18 protein-coding genes and 1 tRNA gene are annotated in these 23,483 nt (G+C 67.7%); 16 read left to right on the top strand and 3 right to left on the bottom strand.

Going from position 1 to position 23,483, the window contains the following annotated elements; all coding sequences use genetic code 11:
• The first annotated feature begins 117 nt into the window (after positions 1 to 117).
• Positions 118 to 1,413, top strand: a complete 1,296-nt coding sequence (locus E6A21_RS00655) for an ATP-binding protein (protein ID WP_138442201.1) — start codon at positions 118 to 120, stop codon at positions 1,411 to 1,413.
• Entirely contained in the window at positions 1,410 to 2,054 is a 645-nt protein-coding gene (locus E6A21_RS00660; RefSeq protein WP_138442203.1) for a LuxR C-terminal-related transcriptional regulator, read from the top strand. Before E6A21_RS00655 ends, E6A21_RS00660 begins: the two co-directional genes overlap by 4 nt.
• Positions 2,055 to 2,111: 57 nt before the next feature.
• Here the strand turns inward: E6A21_RS00660 and E6A21_RS00665 are convergent, their stop codons facing one another.
• Positions 2,112 to 3,317, bottom strand: a complete 1,206-nt coding sequence (locus E6A21_RS00665; RefSeq protein ID WP_138442205.1) for a pyridoxal phosphate-dependent aminotransferase — start codon at positions 3,315 to 3,317, stop codon at positions 2,112 to 2,114.
• A 257-nt stretch (positions 3,318 to 3,574) separates the two neighbouring features.
• Here E6A21_RS00665 and E6A21_RS00670 point away from each other — a divergent pair.
• The 9 genes from E6A21_RS00670 (at position 3,575) to rplL (ending at position 10,377) form a co-directional block, all read left to right on the top strand.
• Positions 3,575 to 3,647: transfer RNA gene (locus E6A21_RS00670), tRNA-Trp, on the top strand.
• A gap of 76 nt (positions 3,648 to 3,723) precedes the next feature.
• Positions 3,724 to 4,005: a preprotein translocase subunit SecE gene (gene secE / locus E6A21_RS00675; RefSeq protein WP_138442207.1), complete on the top strand. Its 282-nt coding sequence runs from the start codon at positions 3,724 to 3,726 to the stop codon at positions 4,003 to 4,005.
• 97 nt (positions 4,006 to 4,102) lie between these two features.
• Complete coding sequence (gene nusG, locus E6A21_RS00680; RefSeq protein ID WP_246036111.1) at positions 4,103 to 5,050, top strand: transcription termination/antitermination protein NusG; 948 nt, start codon at positions 4,103 to 4,105, stop codon at positions 5,048 to 5,050.
• Positions 5,051 to 5,182: 132 nt separating this feature from the next.
• Entirely contained in the window at positions 5,183 to 5,614 is a 432-nt protein-coding gene (gene rplK / locus E6A21_RS00685; protein WP_043119418.1) for a 50S ribosomal protein L11, read from the top strand.
• 332 nt (positions 5,615 to 5,946) lie between these two features.
• The gene (gene rplA, locus E6A21_RS00690; RefSeq protein WP_138442209.1) at positions 5,947 to 6,654 is read left to right on the top strand and encodes a 50S ribosomal protein L1; all 708 of its coding nucleotides are present in this window, start codon (positions 5,947 to 5,949) and stop codon (positions 6,652 to 6,654) included.
• 89 nt (positions 6,655 to 6,743) lie between these two features.
• Positions 6,744 to 7,829 carry a GNAT family protein gene (locus tag E6A21_RS00695; RefSeq protein WP_138442211.1) on the top strand — a complete coding sequence of 362 codons (1,086 nt, stop codon included), beginning with the start codon at positions 6,744 to 6,746 and terminating at the stop codon, positions 7,827 to 7,829.
• The gene (locus E6A21_RS00700; protein ID WP_138442213.1) at positions 7,826 to 9,073 is read left to right on the top strand and encodes a hypothetical protein; all 1,248 of its coding nucleotides are present in this window, start codon (positions 7,826 to 7,828) and stop codon (positions 9,071 to 9,073) included. Before E6A21_RS00695 ends, E6A21_RS00700 begins: the two co-directional genes overlap by 4 nt.
• Before the next feature lie 258 nt (positions 9,074 to 9,331).
• On the top strand, positions 9,332 to 9,922 hold the full coding sequence (gene rplJ, locus E6A21_RS00705) for a 50S ribosomal protein L10 (protein ID WP_138442215.1): 591 nt from the start codon (positions 9,332 to 9,334) through the stop codon (positions 9,920 to 9,922).
• A gap of 74 nt (positions 9,923 to 9,996) precedes the next feature.
• Positions 9,997 to 10,377 carry a 50S ribosomal protein L7/L12 gene (gene rplL, locus E6A21_RS00710; RefSeq protein ID WP_138442216.1) on the top strand — a complete coding sequence of 127 codons (381 nt, stop codon included), beginning with the start codon at positions 9,997 to 9,999 and terminating at the stop codon, positions 10,375 to 10,377.
• Between the two features lie 96 nt (positions 10,378 to 10,473).
• On the opposite strand, the gene E6A21_RS00715 is transcribed toward rplL, so the two are convergent.
• Together E6A21_RS00715 and E6A21_RS00720 are read right to left on the bottom strand one after the other, a co-directional pair.
• Positions 10,474 to 10,938: an aminoacyl-tRNA deacylase gene (locus E6A21_RS00715; protein WP_138442218.1), complete on the bottom strand. Its 465-nt coding sequence runs from the start codon at positions 10,936 to 10,938 to the stop codon at positions 10,474 to 10,476.
• 6 nt (positions 10,939 to 10,944) lie between these two features.
• Positions 10,945 to 12,138, bottom strand: a complete 1,194-nt coding sequence (locus tag E6A21_RS00720; RefSeq protein ID WP_138442220.1) for an acetyl-CoA C-acetyltransferase — start codon at positions 12,136 to 12,138, stop codon at positions 10,945 to 10,947.
• A gap of 394 nt (positions 12,139 to 12,532) precedes the next feature.
• Between E6A21_RS00720 and rpoB the strand changes: the two genes are divergently transcribed.
• The 5 genes from rpoB to fusA all read left to right on the top strand — a co-directional run bounded on the left by rpoB (position 12,533) and on the right by fusA (position 23,397).
• The gene (rpoB, locus tag E6A21_RS00725; protein WP_138442223.1) at positions 12,533 to 16,033 is read left to right on the top strand and encodes a DNA-directed RNA polymerase subunit beta; all 3,501 of its coding nucleotides are present in this window, start codon (positions 12,533 to 12,535) and stop codon (positions 16,031 to 16,033) included.
• A 52-nt stretch (positions 16,034 to 16,085) separates the two neighbouring features.
• Positions 16,086 to 19,988, top strand: coding sequence for a DNA-directed RNA polymerase subunit beta' (locus E6A21_RS00730; protein ID WP_138442225.1), 3,903 nt, complete (start codon positions 16,086 to 16,088; stop codon positions 19,986 to 19,988).
• A gap of 373 nt (positions 19,989 to 20,361) precedes the next feature.
• The gene (gene rpsL, locus E6A21_RS00735) at positions 20,362 to 20,736 is read left to right on the top strand and encodes a 30S ribosomal protein S12 (protein WP_043119407.1); all 375 of its coding nucleotides are present in this window, start codon (positions 20,362 to 20,364) and stop codon (positions 20,734 to 20,736) included.
• Positions 20,736 to 21,206, top strand: coding sequence for a 30S ribosomal protein S7 (gene rpsG, locus E6A21_RS00740; protein WP_043119406.1), 471 nt, complete (start codon positions 20,736 to 20,738; stop codon positions 21,204 to 21,206). The genes rpsL and rpsG overlap by 1 nt, the downstream gene beginning before the upstream one ends.
• 76 nt (positions 21,207 to 21,282) lie before the next feature.
• Entirely contained in the window at positions 21,283 to 23,397 is a 2,115-nt protein-coding gene (fusA, locus tag E6A21_RS00745) for an elongation factor G (RefSeq protein ID WP_138442227.1), read from the top strand.
• The last annotated feature ends 86 nt before the right edge of the window (positions 23,398 to 23,483 follow it).

Below are 23,483 nucleotides of genomic sequence, written 5' to 3' on the forward strand. Positions count from 1 at the left end.
CCTTCCTGCGGGCCGGGTCGCTCCCCATGGGGTGAACCCCTGAAAGCACCCTGATTCGCCCCCGGGATCCCCGATTCACTAGCCCTGAGCGGTCACGATCGTGCTTGGATTGGTGACATGGACACCGCTCAGATCCGTCCGCCGCTCGTGCGCGGCGAGGACAGGTTCGTCGCGGGCGTCTGCTCCGGCCTCGCGCGGCATCTCGGGGTGCGGGTCGACGTCGTCCGGTGGGTCATGGTCCTCGCATCGCTCCTCGGAGGGGCCGGAATCGTGTTCTACGCGTGGCTGTGGATCATGGTGCCCACGACCGCCGAAGCGGCCAGGCGTGGGGCGCGCCGACCGGCGTCGCCCATAGCTCCTGCAGTGAGCCGACCTGTGATGCCGCCGACAGCGGCGGAGCCCGCTTCGCCAGCGCAGGTGCGCCGGGCGCGGCGGCTCGCAGGGCATGCGCGCGAGATGCTGCTCGGCGCCGTCCTGCTCCTCGCGGCCCTCGGGCTCGGCAGCCGCATGCTCGGCTTCGACATCCCGCTCGGGTTCATCGTCCCGCTCGCGGCGATCCTCGGCGGAGCCGCCCTCGCATGGATGCAGCTCGACGATTCGCGGCGTGAGCAGCTCGTCCGCGGGGCCGGGGCTGGCCGTTGGAACGGCGGGCTCCGCCTCGGCGCGGGGCTTGCGCTCGTGGTGGCGGGCGTCGCGCTCGCGGTCTCGGGCAGCCAGTGGAACGTCCTGGGCCTCGCCCTCGTCGCCTCGCTCGCGGTGCTCGCCGGGGTTGCGCTCGTGCTCCTCCCGTGGGGCCTCAAGTTCTGGCGCGACCTCGCAGCCGAGCGCGCGGCGCGCGTCCGCGAGGAGGAGCGGGCCGAGATCGCGGCCCATCTGCACGATTCCGTCCTCCAGACGCTCGCACTCATCCAGCGTCGGGCCGGGAGCGAAGCCGACGTGACCCGCCTCGCCCGGGCGCAGGAGCGCGAACTGCGCGAATGGCTCTACCGGGATGCGAGGAAGGGCGGGGGCACCTTCACGGATCGGCTCAGGGCCCTCGCCGCCGAGGTCGAGGACGCGCAGGGGCACCCCGTCGACGTCGTCTGCGTCGGGGACGCACCGCTCGACGGCGACCACCGCGAGCCGCGTGAGGCGCTCCTGCAGGCGGCGCGCGAAGCGATGCTCAACGCCGCTCGGCACGGCGGCGGGCCTGTGTCGGTCTATGCCGAGGCGGGCGCGGAAGCCATCGACGTGTTCGTCAAGGACCGTGGCCCGGGCTTCGACCTGGACGAGGTGCCGAGCGATCGCCTGGGTGTGCGCGAATCGATCGTGGGGCGCATGCGACGGCATGGGGGTGAGGCGACGATCGTGTCCGGGACTGGGGGGACGGAGGTGCGCCTGCATCTGGCGGGCGTGGGAACGGAGGAACCATGAGCGAGCCGGTCACGGTCGTCATCGTCGACGACCACACCATTTTCCGTTCGGGGCTCAAGGCAGACCTCGACGGCCGTGTCCGCGTCGTGGGGGAGGCCGGGACGGTGGAGGACGCCGTAGCGGTCATCGACCAGCTCCGCCCGCAGGTGGTGCTTCTCGACGTCCACCTGCCCGGCGGTCTCGGCGGGGGAGGCCGCGAGGTGCTCACTCGGTCCAGCGCGCTCATCCCGCAGGTCCGCTTCCTGGCCTTGAGCGTCTCGGATGCGGCAGAGGACGTCGTGTCCGTGATCCGGGCGGGCGCCCGAGGCTACGTCACGAAGACCGCCTCGGGGCCCGAGATCACCGACGCTGTGCTCAGGGTCGCGGAGGGCGACGCGGTCTTCTCCCCGCGCCTCGCCGGCTTCGTCCTCGACGCGTTCGGCACCTCGGCCGTGGCCGACGACGAGCTCGACAGGCTCTCGGCCCGCGAGCTCGAGGTCATGCGGCTCATCGCCCGCGGCTATTCGTACAAGGAAGTCGCGAAGGAGCTGTTCATCTCAGTCAAGACGGTCGAGACGCATGTCTCGGCCGTGCTGCGCAAGCTCCAGCTCACGAACCGGCACGAGCTGAGCCGCTGGGCCGCGGACCGCCGCATCTGGTAGCCGATCGGAAGTCCGCGGCACGGCCCCGGTCTCTGCCCGTTCGCGATGCTCTCCGAGTCAGTGCGCGGTGCCGAGGAACTCCTGGATCCGGCCGACGCCCTCGGCGAGGTCGTCGTCCCCGAGCGCGTACGAGAGGCGCACGAAGCCGCTCGGGCCGAAAGCCTCGCCGGGAACGATCGCTACCTCGACCTTGTCGAGGATGAGCGCGGCCAGCTGGCCGGACGTCGTCGGGCGGACCCCCGCGATCTCCTTGCCGAGCAGCCCACGCACGTCGGGGTAGGCGTAGAAGGCGCCGTGGGGAGTGGGGCAGTTGACGCCCGGGATGGACGAGAGCCTTTCGACCATGGCCCGACGGCGGCGGTCGAACGCGACCTTCATCTCCTCGACTGCGTCGAGCGGCCCCGAGACCGCCGCAAGGGCTGCCATCTGGGACACGTTGGAGACGTTCGACGTCGCGTGCGACTGCAGATTCGTGGCGGCCTTGATGACGTCGGCCGGCCCGATCATCCAGCCGACGCGCCATCCCGTCATGGCGTAGGTCTTGGCCACACCGTTGAGGATGACGACCTTGTCGCCGAGGGCGGGCGCCGCCGTCGCGATCGACGTGAAGGGGACGCCGTCGTAGGTGAGGTGCTCGTAGATCTCGTCGGTGATGACCCAGAGGCCCTTGGACGCAGCCCACTCGCCGATCTCCTTGACCTGCGCGGGCTCGTAGACGGCACCCGTGGGGTTGGACGGCGAGACGAACAGGAGGACCTTGGTGCGTTCGGTGAGCGCGGCCTCGAGCTGGTCGACCGTCACGAGGTACCCCTGCTCAGGTCCCGCGAAGACCTCGACGGGCACGCCGCCGGCAAGCCGGATGGCCTCGGGATACGTGGTCCAGTAAGGGGTGGGGAGCAGGACCTCGTCGCCGGGATCGAGGAGCGTCGCGAACGTGTTGTAGACGGCCTGCTTGCCGCCGTTCGTCACGAGGACCTGGGACGGGGAGGCCTCGTAGCCCGAATCGCGCAGCGTCTTCTCGGCGATCGCCTGCTTGAGCTCCGGGAGACCGCCAGCGGGCGAGTAGCGATGGAAGCGGGGCTGGCGCGCTGCCTCAATCGCCGCCTCGACGATGTAATCCGGAGTCGGGAAGTCAGGCTCGCCGGCACCGAATCCGATCACAGGCCTCCCGGCCGCCTTGAGCGCCTTCGCCTTCGCATCGACGGCCAAGGTCGCGGATTCGGCGATCGATCCGATGCGCTGGGACACACGGGCGGAGGTCATGGGCTCTTCCTGACTTTCGGGGGCGTGACATGGGTCTGGATCTGGCGAGGGCGAGGGCAACCCCGCCCCTCTACTCTAGGTGGTCAGGGCTGCACTGAGGGCTCCGGTTCGACGCGGAACCCGAATGTGCGTAGACTGGACCACCGGTATCAGAAACAACCCGCTGGTCGGCCGTGCCCCGGTACGGACGCTCCTGGGGCGGCGCGGCCAGTCGGCGTCGGATCCTTGGTAAGGTGGAGATTCGGTTTTCTGACCGAAGGGTAGTGGCGCAATTGGTAGCGCAGCGGTCTCCAAAACCGCAGGTTGCAGGTTCGAGTCCTGTCTGCCCTGCGCATGGCGTGTCCCGGTAGCCCCGGGGCGTTCCAGCACCAACGAACCGTCGGCGGGGATCCCGCGGGCATCCAGGATGAGCGAGGAACAGGTGACCGAAACAGCTGCGAGCAGCTCTCAGGGCCGCCCAGCCAAGCAGACGAAGAAGCTCGGCTTCTTCGGCCGCATCGCGCTCTTCTTCCGTCAGGTTGTGGGCGAGCTCCGCAAGGTGGTCACGCCGACCCGGCAGGAGCTCCTGAACATGACGTTCGTGGTGCTGGCGTTCGTGGTGGTCATGATGGTCATCGTCTTCATTCTCGACTTCCTCCTCGGACTCGGTGTCGGCTGGGTCTTCACAGGGTCGTCGCAGAGCCAGTAGGCGAGCGGTCTCCGCAGACCATGTCCGGATCGGAAGGGGTCCGATGGCGTGGTGTGCGGATTTGCATTTAAGTCGCAAGAGGAGAGCAGGAGACTAAGTGTCTGAGCACGAGAGCGAGACCGAGCGCGAGGCCCAGGCCCCCGAGGCCGCGGTCTTCAGCGACGCTGCCCCGGTGCCCGTGGCGGCGCCTTCGGCGTCCGACGTCGATCTCGCGTTCGACGACGACTCCTCGGCAGAGGAAGACGCTGCCGACTCCACGGACGACGGCGCCACCGCAGCTGAGCCCGTTGCCGAGGCTGAGCCCGTCGCCGAGGCTGAGCCGGGCGAGGGCGACGCCGGTGAGGGCGAGGCCGGTGAGGGCGAGGCTGCGCCGAGCGAGGCCGACACTGAGGCAGGTGCCGAGGAGCCGGTGGATCCGGCCGAGGCCGCGGCCAAGGCCGCCGAGGACTTCAAGGCCAAGCTCCGCCGTCAGCCCGGCGACTGGTACGTGATCCACTCCTACGCTGGCTACGAGAACCGCGTGAAGGCGAATCTCGAGACGCGTGTCCAGACTCTGGACATGGAGGATTTCATCTACGAGATCCAGGTCCCGATGGAGGAAGTCGTCGAGATCAAGAACGCGCAGCGCAAGGTCGTCAAGCGCGTCCGAATCCCCGGCTACGTCCTGGTCCGCATGGACCTCACCGACGCCTCGTGGGGCGCCGTCCGGCACACCCCGGGTGTGACCGGCTTCGTGGGCAACGCCCACAACCCGGTCCCGCTGCGGCTCGACGAGGTCTTCACGATGCTGGCTCCGGTGTTCGAGCAGGAACAGCAGGCCGAGGCGAAGGCTTCTGGCAGGGGCGGCGGGCGCCAGCCGAGCGCTCCGGTCACCGTCGACTTCGAGGTCGGCGAATCCGTCATCGTCAAGGAAGGCCCGTTCGAGACCCTTCCTGCCACGATCTCCGAGATCAAGCCCGAGTCGCAGACGCTCGTCGTGCTGGTCTCGATCTTCGAGCGCGAGACTCCCGTCACCCTCGCGTTCAACCAGGTCTCCAAGATCTGACCTAGAACTGAAGACTTCGCCCCGGGTCCGGTCGGCTTTGCCGGCCCCGGGGCGGCCGACTGTCTGGCCAGGGCAGTCACCACCTGAGCGGCGCTCCTGCTGTCCAGGAAGCAATGAAAGAGAAGGATCCTCATGGCTCCCAAGAAGAAGGTCACCGGCCTCATCAAGCTGCAGATCCAGGCAGGCGCCGCCAACCCGGCCCCGCCGATCGGTCCTGCGCTCGGTCAGCACGGTGTCAACATCATGGAATTCTGCAAGGCGTACAACGCCGCGACGGAGTCCCAGCGTGGCAACGTCATCCCCGTGGAGATCACGGTCTACGAAGACCGCTCCTTCACGTTCATCACCAAGACGCCGCCGGCCGCCGAGCTCATCAAGAAGGCTGCGGGCGTTCCCAAGGGCTCCGCGACGCCGCACACGGTGAAGGTCGCGAAGCTCACCGACGCCCAGGTCGAGGAGATCGCCAAGACCAAGCTCGAGGACCTCAACGCGAACGACGTCGAGGCCGCGAAGAAGATCATCGCGGGTACGGCCCGTTCGATGGGTATCACCGTCGAGGGCTGAGGAACGCACGGAGGGTAGGGTCCGAGGTACGAGGAGCCTGCCTGAAGTAAGTCCCGGAAGCCCTCGAAAATGGAGCACCGTCGAGGGCTGAGGAACGCACGGAGGGTAGGGGCGGAGGCCAACACGCCTTTCGGAGCCTGCCTGAAGTAAGTCCCGGAAGCCCTCGAAAATGGAGCACCGTCGAGGGCTGAGGAACCGCAACCAGGGCTGACGGCTGAGGCCAGCAACCCGAGAACCAAATACAAAGACGCACGGCGAGTCCCGCCGTCGTCCGTGGCAGGGCCGAGCGCGGCCCACTGAGACCACAACTGCACAAGGAGACAGAGAGCAGCATGGCAAAGCGCAGCAAAGCATACGAAGCAGCGGCGGCAAAGATCGAGGCCGGCAAGGTCTACGCGCCGGCCGAGGGAATCGCCCTCGCGAAGGAGATCAACCCTTCGAAGACGGACGCGACCGTCGAGGTGGCTTTCCGCCTCGGCGTCGACCCCCGCAAGGCGGACCAGATGGTCCGCGGCACTGTCAACCTGCCGCACGGCACCGGCAAGACGGCCCGCGTCGTGGTCTTCGCGACGGGCGACAAGGCCGCGGCCGCTGAGGCTGCTGGCGCCGACGTCGTCGGTTCCGACGACCTCATCGAGCGCATCCAGGGCGGTTGGACTGACTTCGACGCCGCAGTGGCGACGCCGGAGCTCATGGGCAAGGTCGGCCGCCTGGGCAAGATCCTCGGCCCCCGCAACCTGATGCCGAACCCGAAGACCGGCACGGTGACCCCGGATGTCGCGAAGGCCGTCACGGACATCAAGGGCGGCAAGATCGACTTCCGTGTCGACAAGCACTCGAACCTGCACTTCATCATCGGCAAGACCTCGTTCGATGCCCGTCAGCTGGCCGAGAACTACGCGGCCGCCCTGGAGGAAGTGCTTCGCCTCAAGCCGTCGGCTTCGAAGGGCCGCTACATCGAGAAGGCGACCGTGGCCACCACGTTCGGCCCCGGTGTGCCGGTCGACCCGAACGCGACCCGCGTCGTCCTCGAAGGCTGAGCCTCGAATCAAGCCTGTACAGCGCCCCTCTCCGCGACCCGCGGCGAGGGGCGTTGTGCTTTTGTGGCAGGGTTTGTGAAACTTGCCCCATGAGCTCCCAATATCGGGTGCAGCGTCTGCGTCTGCCCGCCTCGATCCTTGACGCGGATGCTGCGGAGTTCCGGGAGTTCTCGGATCTGACGGATGCGATCGAGCGGCAGATCTGGGGCAACGGCGACCGCTGTTCGCCCCCGGCCTTCCGGCTCGGAGTCTGGCGGGACACGCGGTACGAGCTGACGTCCCTCTTCTTCGTGCGCGACGGCGAGCGGATGGTGGGCCGTGGGTGGTGCCAGATGTCGCTCAAGGAGGACCGCGACCGCGCGATGGTCCGCGCCGAGGTCCTCGACGATTTCACCGGCCGGGGGATTGGTCGGCTGCTCCTCGACGCCGCGACCGAGGAGGCGGCCCGCTACAGCCGCACGATCCTCAATTCGTTCACCGAGCACCCCGTGGGCTACGACGAGGAGGCGCCGGACGCCGTCGTCCCTTCCACGGGCTACGGTGCCCTGCCTGCCGATTCGCGCGCCGTGGCGTTCGCGAGCGCAGCGGGCTATGAGCTGAGCCAGGTGGAGCGCTACAGCGAGCTCGTCCTCGGCGGGTACGACGGCGGCTGGCCGGCGCTCGAAGCGGTGGCCTCTGCGGCGGCGGCCGAGTACGAGGTGCTCGTGTGGGAGGGCGTGCCGGTCGAGTACCGGGCAGAGATGGCCGTGCTCCTGGGCCGGATGTCGACGGATGTGCCCTACGGCGTGGATCGCTACGAGGCGGCGGAGTGGGACGCGGACCGCGTCGCTTCGCTCGAGGCCCAGCTCTTGGACGCCAACACGCTCCCGCTGTACGCCGTTGCAAGGCATCGCGCGAGCGGCGAGCTCGTCGCGTACACGTCACTGTGGATCAGGTCCGGCAAGGAGGACGTGGCCGACCAGGACGACACGCTCGTGGTGCCCGAGCACCGGGGGCATCGGCTCGGGATGCTCATCAAGCTGGCGAATCTGAAGGCCTACCGGGAGCGCTTCCCGACGGCTCGGAAGGTCATCACGTTCAACGCGGAGGAGAATCGGCCCATGCTCGCCATCAACGAGGCGTTGGGCTTCCGCCCCGCGGGGTACGACGGCGAGTGGTACAGGAGGCTCGCATGACCCCCGATCCGCGCTCGGCTGAAGCGGTCGACCCGGCGCCTGGGCAGCAGGAGGTCCAGCAGGTGCACGGGGCCGGTGTGATCCGTGAGGTCAGGCCGAGCCTCCCCTTCCCGCCGACGTCGGCGGTGCGGACCGAGGCCCGCGCCGTGCAGATGGCGGGCCTCGCTGTCGTCGTCAGCTTCGTCGCCGCCCTCATCGCGTTCGCAGGCCGGCGTCCCTCGCTCTCGGGGGACCACAGCGTGGGTGATCTTGCCGGCGTCGTGGCCGGCGCTGTCGCGGTGATCGTGCTGCCGCTGGCGTACCGCCACACGTTCGACCATCCTCAGCACCACTGGCTCACTGAGCGGCCCGCGTGGCGACGCTACCTCGGGCTGCTGGCCCTCGCCGTGGTCCACGGGGCGATCGCCTTCATGGCTGCCTGGGCGGGGTTCCGCATCTTCCAGCAGGCCTTCGGCGACCTCACGTTCGACCCCTTCGCCGGTGCCATCGAGACAGCGATCGTGGGTGGCCTGTCCGCCTACGCGACCTACCAGTCCGGCGCCCGGATGAACAGCTACCTGCTCTCCAACCTGCTTGCAACATACCTGGCCGCCGGGGTGCTCACCTCGATGGTCACGACGAAGAACCCCAACTGGTGGGCGATCAACTTCAGTGCGCTGGGCGCGGCGAACAGCGGCGTTGCCTGGACGTTCAACGTGACGCTCGTGACGGGCGGGATCGTCATCACGATGCTCGCGGAGTACGTGACGCGTGACATCCAGGCACTCGGGGCGTACCGGGCGGACAGGCTCGCGAGCCTCCCGGAGGGTGGGAGACGACGCGGCAGGCGGGGCCACCGGGAGCCGCTCGGCGAGAGCGACGTCCGGACCGGCCCCATCTTCGTGTGCCTCGTGCTGATGGGCCTCCTGCTCGCCGGAACCGGGCTCGTGCCCGTTGACGTCTACATGCCGGCCCACAATGCGCTCGCGACGTCGATGTCGGGCGCCTTCGTGGTCCTCGTCGTCGGGCTGCCGTGGTGGCTGCCGGGCGTGAGCCGGACGTTCCAGGTGACAGGGTTCGTGATGCTCGGGGGCGCCGTGCTGGCCGTCGTCCTCTGGTACCCGCTCGGCTACTACAACATGACGGCCATGGAGATGTTCCTTGCGGGCATCGTGCTCGGCTGGCTTGTCCTGCTCATCCGGAATCTCGCCGCCGCGGTCGAGGATGCCCGACGGAGGGCCCTGACAGAGCTCCTCGGGGGTTGACGCCGGGGACGCGATTTGGCGCTTTCCGCGCCGTCCCGTAGTCTTGAAGGACCAAAGACCGCCGGTCGCTGATTGTCGTGGGCATTTGCCCTCGTCAGCCAGCCTAAGGTCCCCGAACAGGGGCGGCCTGCGCAGGTGAACGAGCGAAAGCTCCGGTATGGGTTCACGCCCGGCCGGCCCTCCACGCCCCGTGCATCTGCGCGGGGCGTTCGTCGTTTCGGGACCGAGTATCGGCCTAGTTTCCCCGGAAGGAGGGTTATGGCAACGCCTGCCAAGGTGTCAGCTGTCGAGGAGATCACCAAGGATTTCCAAGAGTCGACGGCAGCAGTCCTGACCGAATACCGTGGGCTCTCCGTCGCCCAGCTCAAGAAGCTGCGTCGTGCGCTCGGCCAGGACAGCAAGTTCTCGGTCGTGAAGAACTCCCTGACCGCCATCGCCGCGAAGGAGGCCGGCGTCGAAGCATTCGACGGCCAGCTTGCCGGACCGACTGCGATCGCGTTCATCAAGGGTGACGCCGTTGCGGCCGCCAAGAGCCTGACCGACTTTGCCAAGGACAACAAGCAGCTGGTCATCAAGACCGGCTACTTCGAGGGCAAGGCGCTCGACGCGAACGAGGTGGCCGCCCTGGCCGCCCTGGAGTCCCGCGAACTGCAGCTCGCAAGGGTTGCAGGCGTGCTCAAGGCGCCCATGTCCGCCGTCGCGCGCGTCCTCGACGCCCTGCGCATCAAGCTCGAGGAAGAGGGCGGCGCTCCGGCCGCTGCTTCCGAAGCTCCGGCCTCCGAGGCCCCCGCAGAAGCTGCCGAGGCCGCTTCTGACTCGGCCCCCGCCGAGGCTGCCGAAGAGAACTGATCTCTTCCCAACCCAGACACTCGGCGCGCTGAGGGACTGCCCCGGCCGCGCCCCAGAATGAAAGGACGCCAACCATGGCGAAGCTCACCCAGGACGAGCTGATTGAGGCCTTCAAGGAGCTCACCATCATCGAGCTCTCCGAGTTCGTGAAGAAGTTCGAGGAGGTCTTCGAGGTCACCGCTGCTGCCGTGGCCGTTGCCGGCCCCGCCGGCGGCGGTGCCGAGGCTGCTGCTGAGGAGGAGAAGGACTCCTTCGACGTCATCCTCGAGGCTGCTGGCGACAAGAAGATCGCGGTCATCAAGGAGGTGCGCAGCCTGACGTCGCTCGGCCTCAAGGAGGCCAAGGACCTCGTCGACGCCGCTCCGAAGGCCGTCCTCGAGGGCGCCAACAAGGAGACTGCGGAGAAGGCCAAGGAGGTCCTCGAGGCCGCCGGCGCCACCGTCACCCTCAAGTAGGCTCTCTGCCTGCCTTCGCCTCCCCGGCTCTTGCCGGGGGGCGCGACCAAGGCCCCCGGTTCCGTTCTGGAACCGGGGGCCTTTCCCGTTCAGCGCTCAGAGCGGTTCGCTGATGTCCGCGACCGTCGCATCCAGCGAGCGGAATAGCTCGCTGGCGTCGACGAACGCGCTGAGGCCGTGCTCGCCCGCTCCCATCGAGATCCGTCCGGCGATCGTCCCGTCGGCGAAGACCGGCCACGCCGTCGTCGACCCGACGGGCGTGATAGTCCCTCGCTCGTACCCGGTCGCCTCAAGGGCGACGTCGGCGGACGGCATCGAGAGCCGGTTCACGCCGAGGAGCTGGCGCAGCTTGGGCCACGAGATCTGGCGATCCCCGGGGATGAGCGCGAAGAGGAAGCTTCCGTCCGGGTGCCGGACGACGAGCGTCTTCACGATCTCCCGCGGCTCGATCCCCAGGTTCGCCGCGGCCTCCTCGAGGCTCTTGGCCCGTCCGCGATCGGCGTACTCGACTTTCAGGCCGCGCGCCGCGGCGTCGTCCACGAAGCGGTCGTGGCCGCTCATCGCGTCTCAGTCCCGGTAGAGCAGGAGCGCTTCGCCCTGCCCACCGCCGCCGCACAGGGAGACCGCAGCCCGGCCCTCGCCCCGGCGCGAGAGTTCGAGGGCAGCGTGCCCGGCGAGGCGCGCGCCGGAGGCACCGATGGGGTGCCCGAGCGCGATCGCGCCGCCGTGGATATTCGTCTTCTCGAGCGGGTACTTGAGTTCCTTGAGGGACTGCACGGCAACGGAACCGAAGGCCTCGTTGATCTCGATGAAGTCGAGGTCCTCTGTGGTCCAGCCGGCCCGGGAGAGCGCGTTCGTGATCGCGTTGGCGGGCTGCGAGTGGAGCGAGTTGTCGGGCCCTGCGACCTGGCCGGGCTTGCCGACGACGGCGAGCCAGGGGAGACCGTGCTCCTCCGCGTAGGCACGGCTCGTCACGACGAGGGCCGCGGCGCCGTCCGAGAGCGGCGAGGAGTTGCCGGCGGTGATGGTGCCGTCCGACGCGAAGGCGGGCTTGAGGGGCGCGAGCGTCTCGACGGTCGTGGCCGGCCGGACTCCCTCGTCCGAGGCGAGCCGGAGCGGCGCCCCCTTGCGCTGCTTGACCTCGAGGGGTGCGATCTCGTCGTCGAACACGCCCGACTCCTGGGCGGCGGCGGCACGCTGGTGGGACGCGGCAGCGACCTCGTCCTGCGCGTGGCGGTCGATGCCGAGCGTGAGGTTGTGGCTCTCGGTCGAGAGGCCCATCGACTGCCCGTCGAACGCATCGGTCAGGCCGTCGTGCGCCGCGACGTCGAGCGCGGCGACCGTTCCGTACGTCCAGCCCTGCCGTGAGCCCGGCAGCACGTGCGGGGCGCGGCTCATGGACTCCTGGCCGCCGGCGACGACGACCGTCGCGTCGTCCGCGCGGATCATGCGGGCGGCGTCGATCACCGCGGTGAGGCCCGAGAGGCACACCTTGTTGATGGTCACGCACGGCACGTTCCAGCCGATTCCCGCGGCGATGGCACTCTGGCGGGCGGGGTTCTGGCCGGCCCCGGCCTGGAGGACCTGGCCCATGATGACGGCGTCGACCGCCTCGGGCCCGACCCCGCTCCTGGCGAGCGCAGCCGTGATAGCGTGCGCGCCGAGGTCGACGGCGGTGAGCCCCACGAGCTGCCCGTTGAGCCTTCCGAACGGGGTGCGTGCCGCAGAAAGGATGACCACATCGTCGGTACCGCTGCTCATGGCATCTCCTGTCACGTCGTCGTGCCTGCTCCGGGAGCCGGAGAGGGCGTGGCCGCGGCCGCGCTGGGTTCAGCGGACCGCGCTGACTTCAGGCTACCGCCGATGGACCGACGGCGCGCCTGGCGGGAGCGGGTGACAGGAGCGGGTGTACAGTGTGTGCGGCAGGATCCTTCCGAGGCCCCGTCAGGGGGCACTTGACCGGGCCCGAGATGTGCGCTAGACACGCGCGCTCTCAGCGGCTATGCTAGATCTTTGCGTTCTCCCTTTCTGACCTCCAGCCTTCATATAGCGGTGGGCTCGTGGGCGGCCGTCCCATCTAACAGAAGAGTTGCTGGGCAGCTGCACGGTTGGGGGAGGGTGCGGACAATCCTGAAGGTCTGTGGAAGGATCCCTCTTGGTCGCCTCGAGCACCTCTGACAACCAAACCGCTAACACGGACGGCGCACGCAACCGGCTCTCATTCGCTAAGATCCACGAGCCCCTCGACGTCCCCAACCTGCTGGCACTCCAGACCGAGTCCTTTGACTGGCTCGTCGGCAACGAGCGCTGGCAGGCCCGCGTGGCCAAGGCCGCGGAAGAAGTGGACGCGAGCGTCGCGACGACGTCCGGCCTCGCCGACATCTTCGAGGAAATCTCCCCGATCGAAGACTTCCAGGGCACGATGTCCCTGAGCTTCTCCGACCCTGAGTTCGCGGACCCGAAGTACACGATGGAGGAGTGCAAGGAGCGCGACGCCACCTACTCTGCCCCGCTGTACGTCAAGGCCGAGTTCATGAACAACAACACGGGCGAGATCAAGCAGCAGACCGTGTTCATGGGCGACTTCCCGCTCATGACCGAGAAGGGCACGTTCGTCGTCAACGGCACCGAGCGCGTCGTGGTCTCGCAGCTCGTCCGCTCCCCGGGTGCCTACTTCGAGCGCTCCGCCGACAAGACGAGCGACAAGGACATCTTCACCGCGAAGATCATCCCGTCGCGCGGTGCCTGGTTCGAGCTCGAGATCGACAAGCGCGACCAGGTCGGCGTCCGCCTCGACCGCAAGCGCAAGCAGTCGGTGACCGTCCTGCTCAAGGCGCTCGGCTGGTCCGAGGGCCAGATCCTCGAGGAGTTCGGCGAGTACGACTCGATGCGCGCGACGCTCGAGAAGGACACGACGGAGACCAGGGAGGATGCTCTCCTGGACATCTACCGGAAGCTCCGCCCGGGCGAGCCGCCGACGGTCGAGGCTGCGCAGTCGCTGCTCGACAACCTCTACTTCAACCCCAAGCGCTACGACCTCGCGAAGGTCGGCCGCTACAAGATCAACCGGAAGCTCGGCGTCGACCGCCCGCTCTCCGACCGCGAAGCGTCCGTCCTCCACATCGAGGACATCGTCGCGATGATCAAGTTCCTGGTTGCGCTCCACGCCGGTCAGAAGACCATCGCGGGTGTCCGCGACGGCCAGCCGACCGACGTCCGCGTCGAGGTCGACGACATCGACCACTTCGGCAACCGCCGCATCCGCGCCGTCGGCGAGCTCATCGAGAACCAGGTCCGCACGGGCCTCTCCCGCATGGAGCGCGTCGTGCGCGAGCGCATGACGACGCAGGACGTCGAGGCGATCACGCCTCAGACCCTCATCAACATCCGCCCGGTCGTCGCTGCGATCAAGGAGTTCTTCGGAACCTCCCAGCTCTCGCAGTTCATGGACCAGAACAACCCGCTCTCGGGCCTCACCCACAAGCGCCGCCTCTCGGCGCTCGGCCCGGGCGGCCTCTCCCGTGACCGTGCCGGCATGGAGGTCCGTGACGTCCACCCGTCGCACTACGGCCGCATGTGCCCCATCGAGACCCCTGAAGGCCCGAACATCGGCCTCATCGGCTCGCTGGCCTCCTACGGCCGCATCAACCCGTTCGGCTTCATCGAGACCCCTTACCGCAAGGTGGCCAACGGGGTCGTCTCCGACGAGGTCGAGTACCTCACGGCCGACGACGAGGCCGAGGTCCAGATCGCCCAGGCGAACTCGCCGCTGAACGAGGACGGCAGCTTCTCCGAGGAGATGGTCCTCGTCCGTCAGCGCGGCGGCGGCGGCGAGCCCGTCCTGATCCCGGCCGACGAGGTCGAGTTCATGGACGTCTCCCCGCGCCAGATGGTGTCGGTCGCGACGGCCCTCATCCCGTTCCTCGAGCACGACGACGCGAACCGTGCCCTCATGGGCGCCAACATGCAGCGTCAGGCCGTGCCGCTCGTCCGTTCCGAGGCGCCGTTCGTCGGCACCGGCATGGAGCGTTCGGCCGCGGTCGACGCGGGCGACGTCGTGGTGGCCGCGAAGGCGGGCGTCGTGAGCGAGGTGTCGGCGGACCTCGTCGTCGTCCTCAACGACGACGGCACCGAGACGAACTACCGCATCGGCAAGTTCGACCGCTCGAACCAGGGCAACTGCTACAACCACCGCGTGCTCGTCAACGAGGGCGACCGTCTCGAGCGCGGCGGCATCATCGCCGACGGCCCGGCAACGGACCAGGGCGAGCTCGCGCTCGGCCGCAACCTCCTCGTCGCGTTCATGTCGTGGGAGGGCCACAACTTCGAGGACGCCATCATCCTCTCGCAGCGACTCGTGGCCGAGGACGTTCTCTCCTCGATCCACATCGAGGAGCACGAGATCGATGCCCGCGACACGAAGCTCGGCGCCGAGGAGATCACCCGTGACATCCCGAATGTCTCGGAGGAGGTCCTCGCGCAGCTGGACGAGCGCGGCATCATCCACATCGGCGCAGAGGTCGAGGCCGGCGACATCCTCGTCGGCAAGGTCACCCCGAAGGGCGAGACCGAGCTGACCCCCGAGGAGCGCCTGCTCCGCGCGATCTTCGGCGAGAAGTCCCGCGAGGTCCGCGACACGTCCCTCAAGGTGCCCCACGGCGAGTCGGGCACCGTCATCGGCGTGCGCGTCTTCGACCGCGACAACGACGACGAGCTGCCCCCGGGCGTCAACCAGCTCGTCCGCGTCTACGTGGCCGCCAAGCGCAAGATCACGGACGGCGACAAGCTCGCCGGCCGTCACGGCAACAAGGGTGTCATCTCCAAGATCCTCCCGATCGAGGACATGCCGTTCCTCGCCGACGGAACCCCCGTCGACGTCGTCCTCAACCCGCTCGGCGTGCCTGGCCGCATGAACGTCGGCCAGGTCCTCGAGACTCACCTCGGCTGGGTCGCGAAGACCGGCTGGAAGATCGAGGGCGAGCCGGAGTGGGTCCAGAACCTGCCGAAGCTCCCCCGGGAGACCGGCCCGAACCAGAAGCTCGCGACGCCGGTGTTCGACGGCGCGCGGGAAGAGGAGATCTCGGGTCTGCTCGATTCGACGAACGTCACGCGCGACGGCGACCGGCTCATCGACTCCTCCGGCAAGGCCCGTCTGTTCGACGGCCGCTCCGGCGAGCCGTTCCCGGACCCGATCTCCGTGGGCTACATGTACATCCTGAAGCTCCACCACCTCGTCGACGACAAGATCCACGCTCGCTCGACCGGCCCGTACTCGATGATCACCCAGCAGCCGCTCGGTGGTAAGGCGCAGTTCGGCGGCCAGCGCTTCGGCGAGATGGAGGTGTGGGCGCTCGAGGCCTATGGCGCGGCGTACACCCTCCAGGAGCTCCTCACGATCAAGTCCGACGACATCCATGGACGCGTGAAGGTCTACGAGGCCATCGTCAAGGGCGAGAACATCCCCGAGCCGGGCGTCCCCGAGTCCTTCAAGGTCCTCATCAAGGAAATGCAGTCCCTGTGCCTGAACGTGGAGGTCCTCTCCGCCGACGGCCAGACGATCGAGATGCGCGACACCGACGACGCGGTATTCACCGCTGCGGAGGAACTGGGCATCGACCTCTCCCGCGACGAGCCCAGCTCGGTCGAAGAGGTCTAGTCCTTCAGGCATCGGCAGACGAACGACTTAGAACGAGAGAACAGGGACCATATTGTCCAGCGAATCCTCCTTCGGCCTCATGCAGATCGGCCTCGCCACTGCGGAAGACATCCGCAACTGGTCGCACGGCGAGGTCAAGAAGCCGGAAACCATCAACTACCGCACGCTCAAGCCTGAGAAGGACGGCCTCTTCTGCGAGAAGATCTTCGGCCCGTCCCGCGACTGGGAGTGCTACTGCGGCAAGTACAAGCGCGTGCGCTTCAAGGGCATCATCTGCGAGCGCTGTGGCGTCGAGGTCACGCGTGCCAAGGTGCGCCGTGAGCGCATGGGCCACATCGAGCTCGCCGCTCCCGTGACCCACATCTGGTACTTCAAGGGCGTCCCGTCGCGTCTTGGCTACCTGCTCGACCTCGCCCCGAAGGACCTCGAGAAGGTCATCTACTTCGCCGCGTACATGATCACGAGCGTCGACGAAGAGCGCCGCCACGACCAGCTGCCGAACCTCCAGGCCGAGCACGACCTCGAGAAGAAGCAGCTCGTCGATGCGCGCGATTCCGACATCGCCGCCGTCGCCCGCGACCTCGAGGAGGAGCTTGCCCGCCTCGAGGCCGAGGGCGCGAAGGCCGCGGACAAGAAGAAGGCCCGCGACTCCGCCGACAAGACGATGGCCAGCATCCGCAAGCGTGCGGACGCCGACATCGAGCGTCTCGAGGCAGTGTGGGACCGCTTCAAGAACCTCAAGGTCGCCGACCTCGAGGGCGACGAGGCGCTCTACCGCGAGCTGCGCGACCGGTACGGCATGTACTTCGAGGGCTCGATGGGCGCCGAGGCGATCCAGAAGCGGCTCGAGTCGTTCGACCTCGAGGCCGAGGCCGATGTGCTTCGCGAGATCATCCAGAACGGCAAGGGCCAGCGGAAGACCCGGGCGCTCAAGCGCCTCAAAGTCGTCAGCGCGTTCCTCACGACGGACAACAAGCCGCAGGGCATGGTCCTCGACGCCGTCCCGGTGATCCCGCCGGAGCTGCGCCCGATGGTCCAGCTCGACGGTGGCCGCTTCGCGACCTCCGACCTGAACGACCTGTACCGCCGCGTGATCAACCGCAACAACCGCCTGAAGCGGCTCCTCGACCTCGGCGCACCCGAGATCATCGTGAACAACGAGAAGCGCATGCTCCAGGAAGCGGTCGACTCGCTGTTCGACAACGGCCGTCGTGGCCGCCCGGTCACGGGCCCCGGCAACCGTCCGCTCAAGTCGCTCTCAGACATGCTCAAGGGCAAGCAGGGCCGGTTCCGCCAGAACCTGCTCGGCAAGCGCGTCGACTACTCGGGCCGTTCGGTCATCGTCGTCGGTCCGCAGCTCAAGCTGCACCAGTGCGGGCTCCCGAAGCAGATGGCGCTCGAGCTCTTCAAGCCGTTCGTCATGAAGCGGCTCGTGGACCTCAACCACGCGCAGAACATCAAGAGCGCCAAGCGGATGGTCGAGCGCTACCGGCCGCAGGTCTGGGACGTGCTCGAGGAGATCATCACGGAGCACCCGGTGCTGCTCAACCGCGCACCTACGCTCCACCGCCTCGGCATCCAGGCGTTCGAGCCGCAGCTCGTCGAGGGCAAGGCCATCCAGCTCCACCCGCTCGTGTGTGCGGCCTTCAACGCCGACTTCGACGGCGACCAGATGGCTGTGCACCTTCCGCTGAGCCCGGAGGCCCAGGCCGAGGCCCGCATCCTGATGCTGTCCTCGAACAACATCCTGAAGCCGTCTGACGGCCGTCCTGTCACCCTTCCGTCGCAGGACATGATCATCGGCCTGTACCACCTCACCACCAAGCGTGAGGCGGCAGCCGGCGAGGGCCGCGTGTTCTCGTCGGTTTCCGAGGCGATCATGGCCTACGACAACCGTGAGCTGCACCTCAACGCGCAGGTGAGGATCCGTCTCGAGGGCTTTGTCCCGTCGGCAGAGCGCCCTGCCCCTGAGGGTTGGGAGCCCGGCGAGCCCGCGCTCGTCGAGACGTCGCTCGGACAGGTGATCTTCAACGAGACCCTTCCCGCGGACTACCCGTGGGTCGAGTCCGTCGCCGACAAGGGCAAGCTCTCGCAGATCGTCAACGATCTTGCCGAGCGCTACCCGAAGGTCGTCGTCGCGGCGACCCTCGACAACCTCAAGGATGCAGGCTTCCACTGGGCGACCCGTTCGGGCGTCACGGTGGCCATCTCGGACATCGCGGTGCCCGAGGCGAAGCCGGCCATCCTCGCTGGTTACGAGGACCGTGCGGCGAAGATCCAGAGCCAGTACGACAAGGGTCTCATCGACGACGAGGAGCGCCGCTCCGAGCTCATCGAGATCTGGGACAAGGCGACCAACGAGATCGCCGGCGTCATGCGTGAGTCCATGCCGAAGATGAACACCATCAACCGCATGGTCTCCTCGGGCGCCCGAGGCAACTGGATGCAGGTCCGTCAGATCGCCGGCATCCGCGGCCTCGTGGCCAACCCGAAGGGCGAGATCATCCCGCGCCCGATCAAGTCCTCGTACCGCGAGGGCCTGTCGGTGCTCGAGTACTTCATCGCCACCCACGGTGCGCGAAAGGGTCTCGCCGACACGGCTCTCCGTACGGCGAACTCGGGCTACCTCACGCGTCGTCTCGTGGACGTGTCGCAGGACGTCATCGTCCGTGAAGAGGACTGCGGCACCGAGCGCGGCCTCATGGTCACGATCGCGACGCCGGACCACAACGGCGAGCTCGTCCGTGACGAGAACGTCGAGAACACGGTGTACACCCGTACGCTCGCCGTCGACACCCTCGACTCCGAGGGCAACGTGCTCGCCCCGGCGGGCGCGGACCTGGGCGACGTGCTCATCGACCGCCTCATCGAGTCCGGCATCACCGAGATCCGCGTCCGCTCCGTGCTGACGTGCGAGTCCGCCGTCGGCACGTGCGCGAAGTGCTACGGCCGTTCGCTCGCGAGCGGCAAGCTCGTGGACATCGGCGAGGCTGTCGGCATCATCGCCGCGCAGTCGATCGGCGAGCCCGGCACGCAGCTCACGATGCGTACGTTCCACACCGGTGGCGCTGTCTCGGCGTCCGGCAGCGAGGACATCACGCAGGGTCTGCCCCGTATCCAGGAGCTCTTCGAGGCCCGCACCCCGAAGGGTGTCGCCCCGATCTCCGAGGCCGCGGGCCGCGTCTCGATCGAGGACACGGAGAAGCAGCTGCGCATCGTCCTCACCCCGGACGACGGCAGCGAGGAGATCGCCTACCCGGTCTCCCGCCGTGCGCGTCTGCTCGTCGAGGAAGGCCAGCGCGTCGAGGTCGGGCAGAAGCTCGTCAACGGCCCGGTGGACCCGAAGCAGGTCCTGCGCATCCAGGGCCCGCGCGAGGCGCAGAAGTTCCTTGTCGACGAGGTCCAGGGCGTCTACCGCTCGCAGGGCATCGGCATCCACGACAAGCACGTGGAGGTCATCGTCCGGCAGATGCTGCGCCGCGTCACGGTCATCGAGTCCGGCGACACGGATCTGCTGCCGGGCGAGCTCGCCGAGTCCCGTCGCTACCGCGACGAGAACCGCCGTGTGGTGTCCGAGGGCAAGAAGCCGGCGTCTGGCCGTCCGGAGCTCATGGGCATCACCAAGGCGTCGCTCGCCACGGAGTCCTGGCTCTCGGCCGCGTCCTTCCAGGAGACGACCCGCGTCCTGACGCAGGCGGCCATGGAGGCGAAGAGCGACCCTCTGCTCGGGCTCAAGGAGAACGTCATCATCGGCAAGCTCATCCCGGCCGGAACGGGTCTGCCCCGTTACACCGAGGTCTCGGTCGAGCCGACCGAGGAAGCCAAGGCGACGCTCTTCACCGGTCCGAGCGCGTTCAGCGACTTCGCGTACGATCCGCTGAACGGCGACGGCGTTCAGGAGTTCCACGCGATTCCGCTCGACGACTACGACCTCGGCGGCGGCGACTACCGCTGACCCGAGTCCTGAGTCCGCTGCTCCTCGAGCGACGGACGACGACGTAGCGAACCAGCGCGGCCGGCATCCCCTCGGGGGTGCCGGCCGCGCTGGCTTTCCGTGGGCAGTGGCTGCCCGGTTAGGGCCCGGCCTCCCGCGCGTGCTAAGATTTCTACGATTGTTTCTGTGTGGCAGAGGATGATGGCCGCCGTGTCTACGCGCGGAGGAAGCCTGTTTCCGGGTTGCGGGGTTGGTGCGCAACAAATGCCACGCTTTCGCACGCCTACGGTCGAACCGCAGCGAGTGTGAATCGACCGTCAATGCTCGTTGAGGCAGGCCACTATTCGCTTGAGCCTGCCCGGGCGAAGTTCAACGAAGTACGGAGAACACGAAAGTGCCTACTATTCAGCAGTTGGTCCGCAAGGGCCGCACGCCGAAGGTCTCCAAGACCAAGGCTCCTGCCCTCAAGGGCAGCCCGATGCGCCGTGGCGTGTGCACCCGCGTGTACACGACCACCCCGAAGAAGCCGAACTCGGCCCTCCGCAAGGTGGCGCGTGTCCGCCTCAACGGCGGCGTCGAGGTCACGGCCTACATCCCCGGCGTCGGCCACAACCTGCAGGAGCACTCGATCGTGCTCGTTCGCGGCGGCCGCGTGAAGGACCTCCCGGGCGTGCGCTACAAGATCGTCCGCGGTGCGCTCGATACGCAGGGCGTCAAGAACCGTCAGCAGGCCCGCAGCCGCTACGGCGCGAAGAAGGAGAAGAAGTAATGCCTCGCAAGGGTCCCGCCCCGAAGCGCCCGCTCGTCGTCGACCCGGTCTACGGCTCGCCGCTCGTCACGCAGCTCATCAACAAGGTCCTCGTGGACGGCAAGAAGTCCACGGCCGAGCGCATCGTCTACGGCGCCCTCGAGGGTGCCCGCCAGAAGACCGGCGGCGATCCGGTCGCGACCCTGAAGAAGGCGATGGACAATGTCCGTCCGACCCTCGAGGTCAAGTCCCGCCGCGTGGGTGGCGCGACGTACCAGGTTCCGGTCGAGGTCAAGCCGGGCCGTGCGACGGCGCTCGCCCTGCGCTGGCTCGTGGGCTACTCCAAGGCCCGTCGCGAGAAGACCATGACCGAGCGCCTCCAGAACGAGCTCCTGGACGCGTCGAACGGTCTCGGTGCCGCAGTCAAGCGCCGCGAGGACACGCACAAGATGGCCGAGTCGAACAAGGCCTTCGCCCACTACCGCTGGTAAATGCCTGGTTCGCCGCCGGCCCCACGAGGGCCGGCGGCGAACGCGCAGCCTACAAGGGAAAACATAGGGAGACACCGTGGCACTGGACGTGCTTACCGACCTCAGCAAGGTCCGCAACATCGGCATCATGGCGCACATCGATGCCGGCAAGACCACCACGACCGAGCGGATCCTCTTCTACACGGGCGTGAACCACAAGATCGGCGAGACGCACGACGGTGCTTCGACGACCGACTGGATGGAGCAGGAGAAGGAGCGCGGCATCACGATCACGTCCGCCGCCGTTACCTGCTTCTGGAACCAGAACCAGATCAACATCATCGACACCCCCGGTCACGTGGACTTCACGGTTGAGGTCGAGCGCTCCCTGCGTGTGCTCGACGGCGCCGTCGCCGTGTTCGACGGCAAGGAGGGCGTCGAGCCGCAGTCCGAGACGGTGTGGCGCCAGGCCGACAAGTACGACGTGCCGCGCATCTGCTTCGTCAACAAGATGGACAAGCTGGGCGCCGACTTCTACTTCACGGTCGACACGATCGTGAAGCGCCTCGGTGCGAAGCCGCTCGTCATGCAGCTTCCGATCGGTTCCGAGAACGACTTCGTCGGTGTCGTCGACCTGCTCACCATGAAGGCCCTCGTGTGGCCTGGCGACGCCAAGGGCGACGTGACCATGGGTGCTGCCTATGAGATCCAGGAGGTCCCCGCGGACCTCAAGGAGCGCGCTGAGGAGTACCGCCACCAGCTCGTCGAGACCGTCGCCGAGGCGACCGAAGAGCTCATGGAGAAGTACCTCGAGGGCGAAGAGCTCACGGTTGAGGAGCTCAAGGCGGGCGTGCGCAAGCTCACCGTCAACTCCGAGATCTACCCGGTGTTCTGTGGTTCTGCGTTCAAGAACCGCGGCGTCCAGCCGATGCTCGACGCCGTCATCGACTACCTCCCCTCGCCCCTCGACGTGCCGGCCATGATCGGCCACGATCCCAAGGACGAGTCGGTCGAGCTGAGCCGCAAGCCGAGCGAGACGGAGCCGTTCTCGGCCCTCGCGTTCAAGATCGCGGCTCACCCGTTCTTCGGCCAGCTCAACTTCATCCGCGTGTACTCGGGCAAGGCGACGTCCGGCATGCAGGTGCTGAACTCGACGAAGGGCAAGAAGGAGCGCCTCGGCAAGCTCTTCCAGATGCACGCCAACAAGGAGAACCCGGTAGACGAGCTCCACGCTGGCCACATCTACGCCGTCATCGGCCTCAAGGACACCACGACGGGTGACACGCTCTGCGACATGAGCAACCCGATCGTCCTCGAGTCGATGACGTTCCCGGAGCCCGTGATCTTCGTCGCGATCGAGCCGAAGACGAAGGGCGACCAGGAGAAGCTCTCGACGGCCATCCAGAAGCTCTCCGCCGAGGACCCGACGTTCACCGTCTCCCTCAACGAGGAGACCGGCCAGACCGAGATCGGCGGCATGGGCGAGCTCCACCTGGACATCCTGGTGGACCGCATGCGCCGCGAGTTCAAGGTCGAGGCCAACGTGGGCAAGCCGCAGGTCGCGTACCGCGAGACGATCAAGAAGAAGGTCGAGAAGGTCGACTTCACGCACAAGAAGCAGACTGGCGGTTCCGGCCAGTTCGCGAAGGTGCAGGTCACGTTCGAGCCGCTCGACACTGCGGAGGGGACGTTCTACGAGTTCGAGAACGCCGTGACGGGCGGCCGCGTGCCGCGCGAGTACATCCCTTCGGTCGATGCAGGCATCCAGGACGCCATGCAGTTCGGCATCCTGGCCGGCTACCCGATGGTGGGGGTCAAGGCGATCCTCACCGACGGTGCCTACCACGACGTCGACTCCTCGGAAATGGCGTTCAAGATCGCCGGTTCGCAGGTCTTCAAGGAAGGCGCCCGCCGCGCCAACCCGGTGCTCCTCGAGCCGCTCATGGCGGTCGAGGTGCGCACGCCTGAGGACTACATGGGCGACGTCATCGGCGACCTCAACTCCCGCCGTGGCCAGATCCAGGCCATGGAGGACGCGGTCGGCGTCAAGGTGATCCGCGCGCTCGTCCCGCTGTCCGAGATGTTCGGCTACATCGGCGACCTGCGCTCCCGGACCCAGGGACGCGCTGTCTACTCGATGCAGTTCGACAGCTACTCCGAGGTGCCGAAGGCCGTGTCCGAGGAGATCATCCAGAAGTCGCGCGGCGAGTAGTTCTGGAAGGTGCCCCCCGCCGTCGTCGTCTCGGGTTTCATCCCGGAATCAGACGACGGCGGAGGGTCACCACCCCGTGGGGCTGA

The organism is Sinomonas susongensis (genome assembly GCF_005877005.1).
Taxonomy (GTDB): Bacteria; Actinomycetota; Actinomycetes; order Actinomycetales; family Micrococcaceae; genus Sinomonas; species Sinomonas susongensis.

Excerpts from the sequence above, each read along its gene's own strand:
- E6A21_RS00655 (WP_138442201.1), top strand. The coding sequence starts at position 118 with ATGGACACCGCTCAGATCCGTCCGCCGCTCGTGCGCGGCGAGGACAGG.
- E6A21_RS00660 (WP_138442203.1), top strand. The coding sequence starts at position 1,410 with ATGAGCGAGCCGGTCACGGTCGTCATCGTCGACGACCACACCATTTTC.
- E6A21_RS00665 (WP_138442205.1), bottom strand. The coding sequence starts at position 3,317 with ATGACCTCCGCCCGTGTGTCCCAGCGCATCGGATCGATCGCCGAATCC.
- secE (WP_138442207.1), top strand. The coding sequence starts at position 3,724 with ATGAGCGAGGAACAGGTGACCGAAACAGCTGCGAGCAGCTCTCAGGGC.
- rplK (WP_043119418.1), top strand. The coding sequence starts at position 5,183 with ATGGCTCCCAAGAAGAAGGTCACCGGCCTCATCAAGCTGCAGATCCAG.
- rplA (WP_138442209.1), top strand. The coding sequence starts at position 5,947 with ATGGCAAAGCGCAGCAAAGCATACGAAGCAGCGGCGGCAAAGATCGAG.
- E6A21_RS00695 (WP_138442211.1), top strand. The coding sequence starts at position 6,744 with ATGAGCTCCCAATATCGGGTGCAGCGTCTGCGTCTGCCCGCCTCGATC.
- E6A21_RS00700 (WP_138442213.1), top strand. The coding sequence starts at position 7,826 with ATGACCCCCGATCCGCGCTCGGCTGAAGCGGTCGACCCGGCGCCTGGG.
- rplJ (WP_138442215.1), top strand. The coding sequence starts at position 9,332 with ATGGCAACGCCTGCCAAGGTGTCAGCTGTCGAGGAGATCACCAAGGAT.
- rplL (WP_138442216.1), top strand. The coding sequence starts at position 9,997 with ATGGCGAAGCTCACCCAGGACGAGCTGATTGAGGCCTTCAAGGAGCTC.
- E6A21_RS00715 (WP_138442218.1), bottom strand. The coding sequence starts at position 10,938 with ATGAGCGGCCACGACCGCTTCGTGGACGACGCCGCGGCGCGCGGCCTG.
- E6A21_RS00720 (WP_138442220.1), bottom strand. The coding sequence starts at position 12,138 with ATGAGCAGCGGTACCGACGATGTGGTCATCCTTTCTGCGGCACGCACC.
- rpsG (WP_043119406.1), top strand. The coding sequence starts at position 20,736 with ATGCCTCGCAAGGGTCCCGCCCCGAAGCGCCCGCTCGTCGTCGACCCG.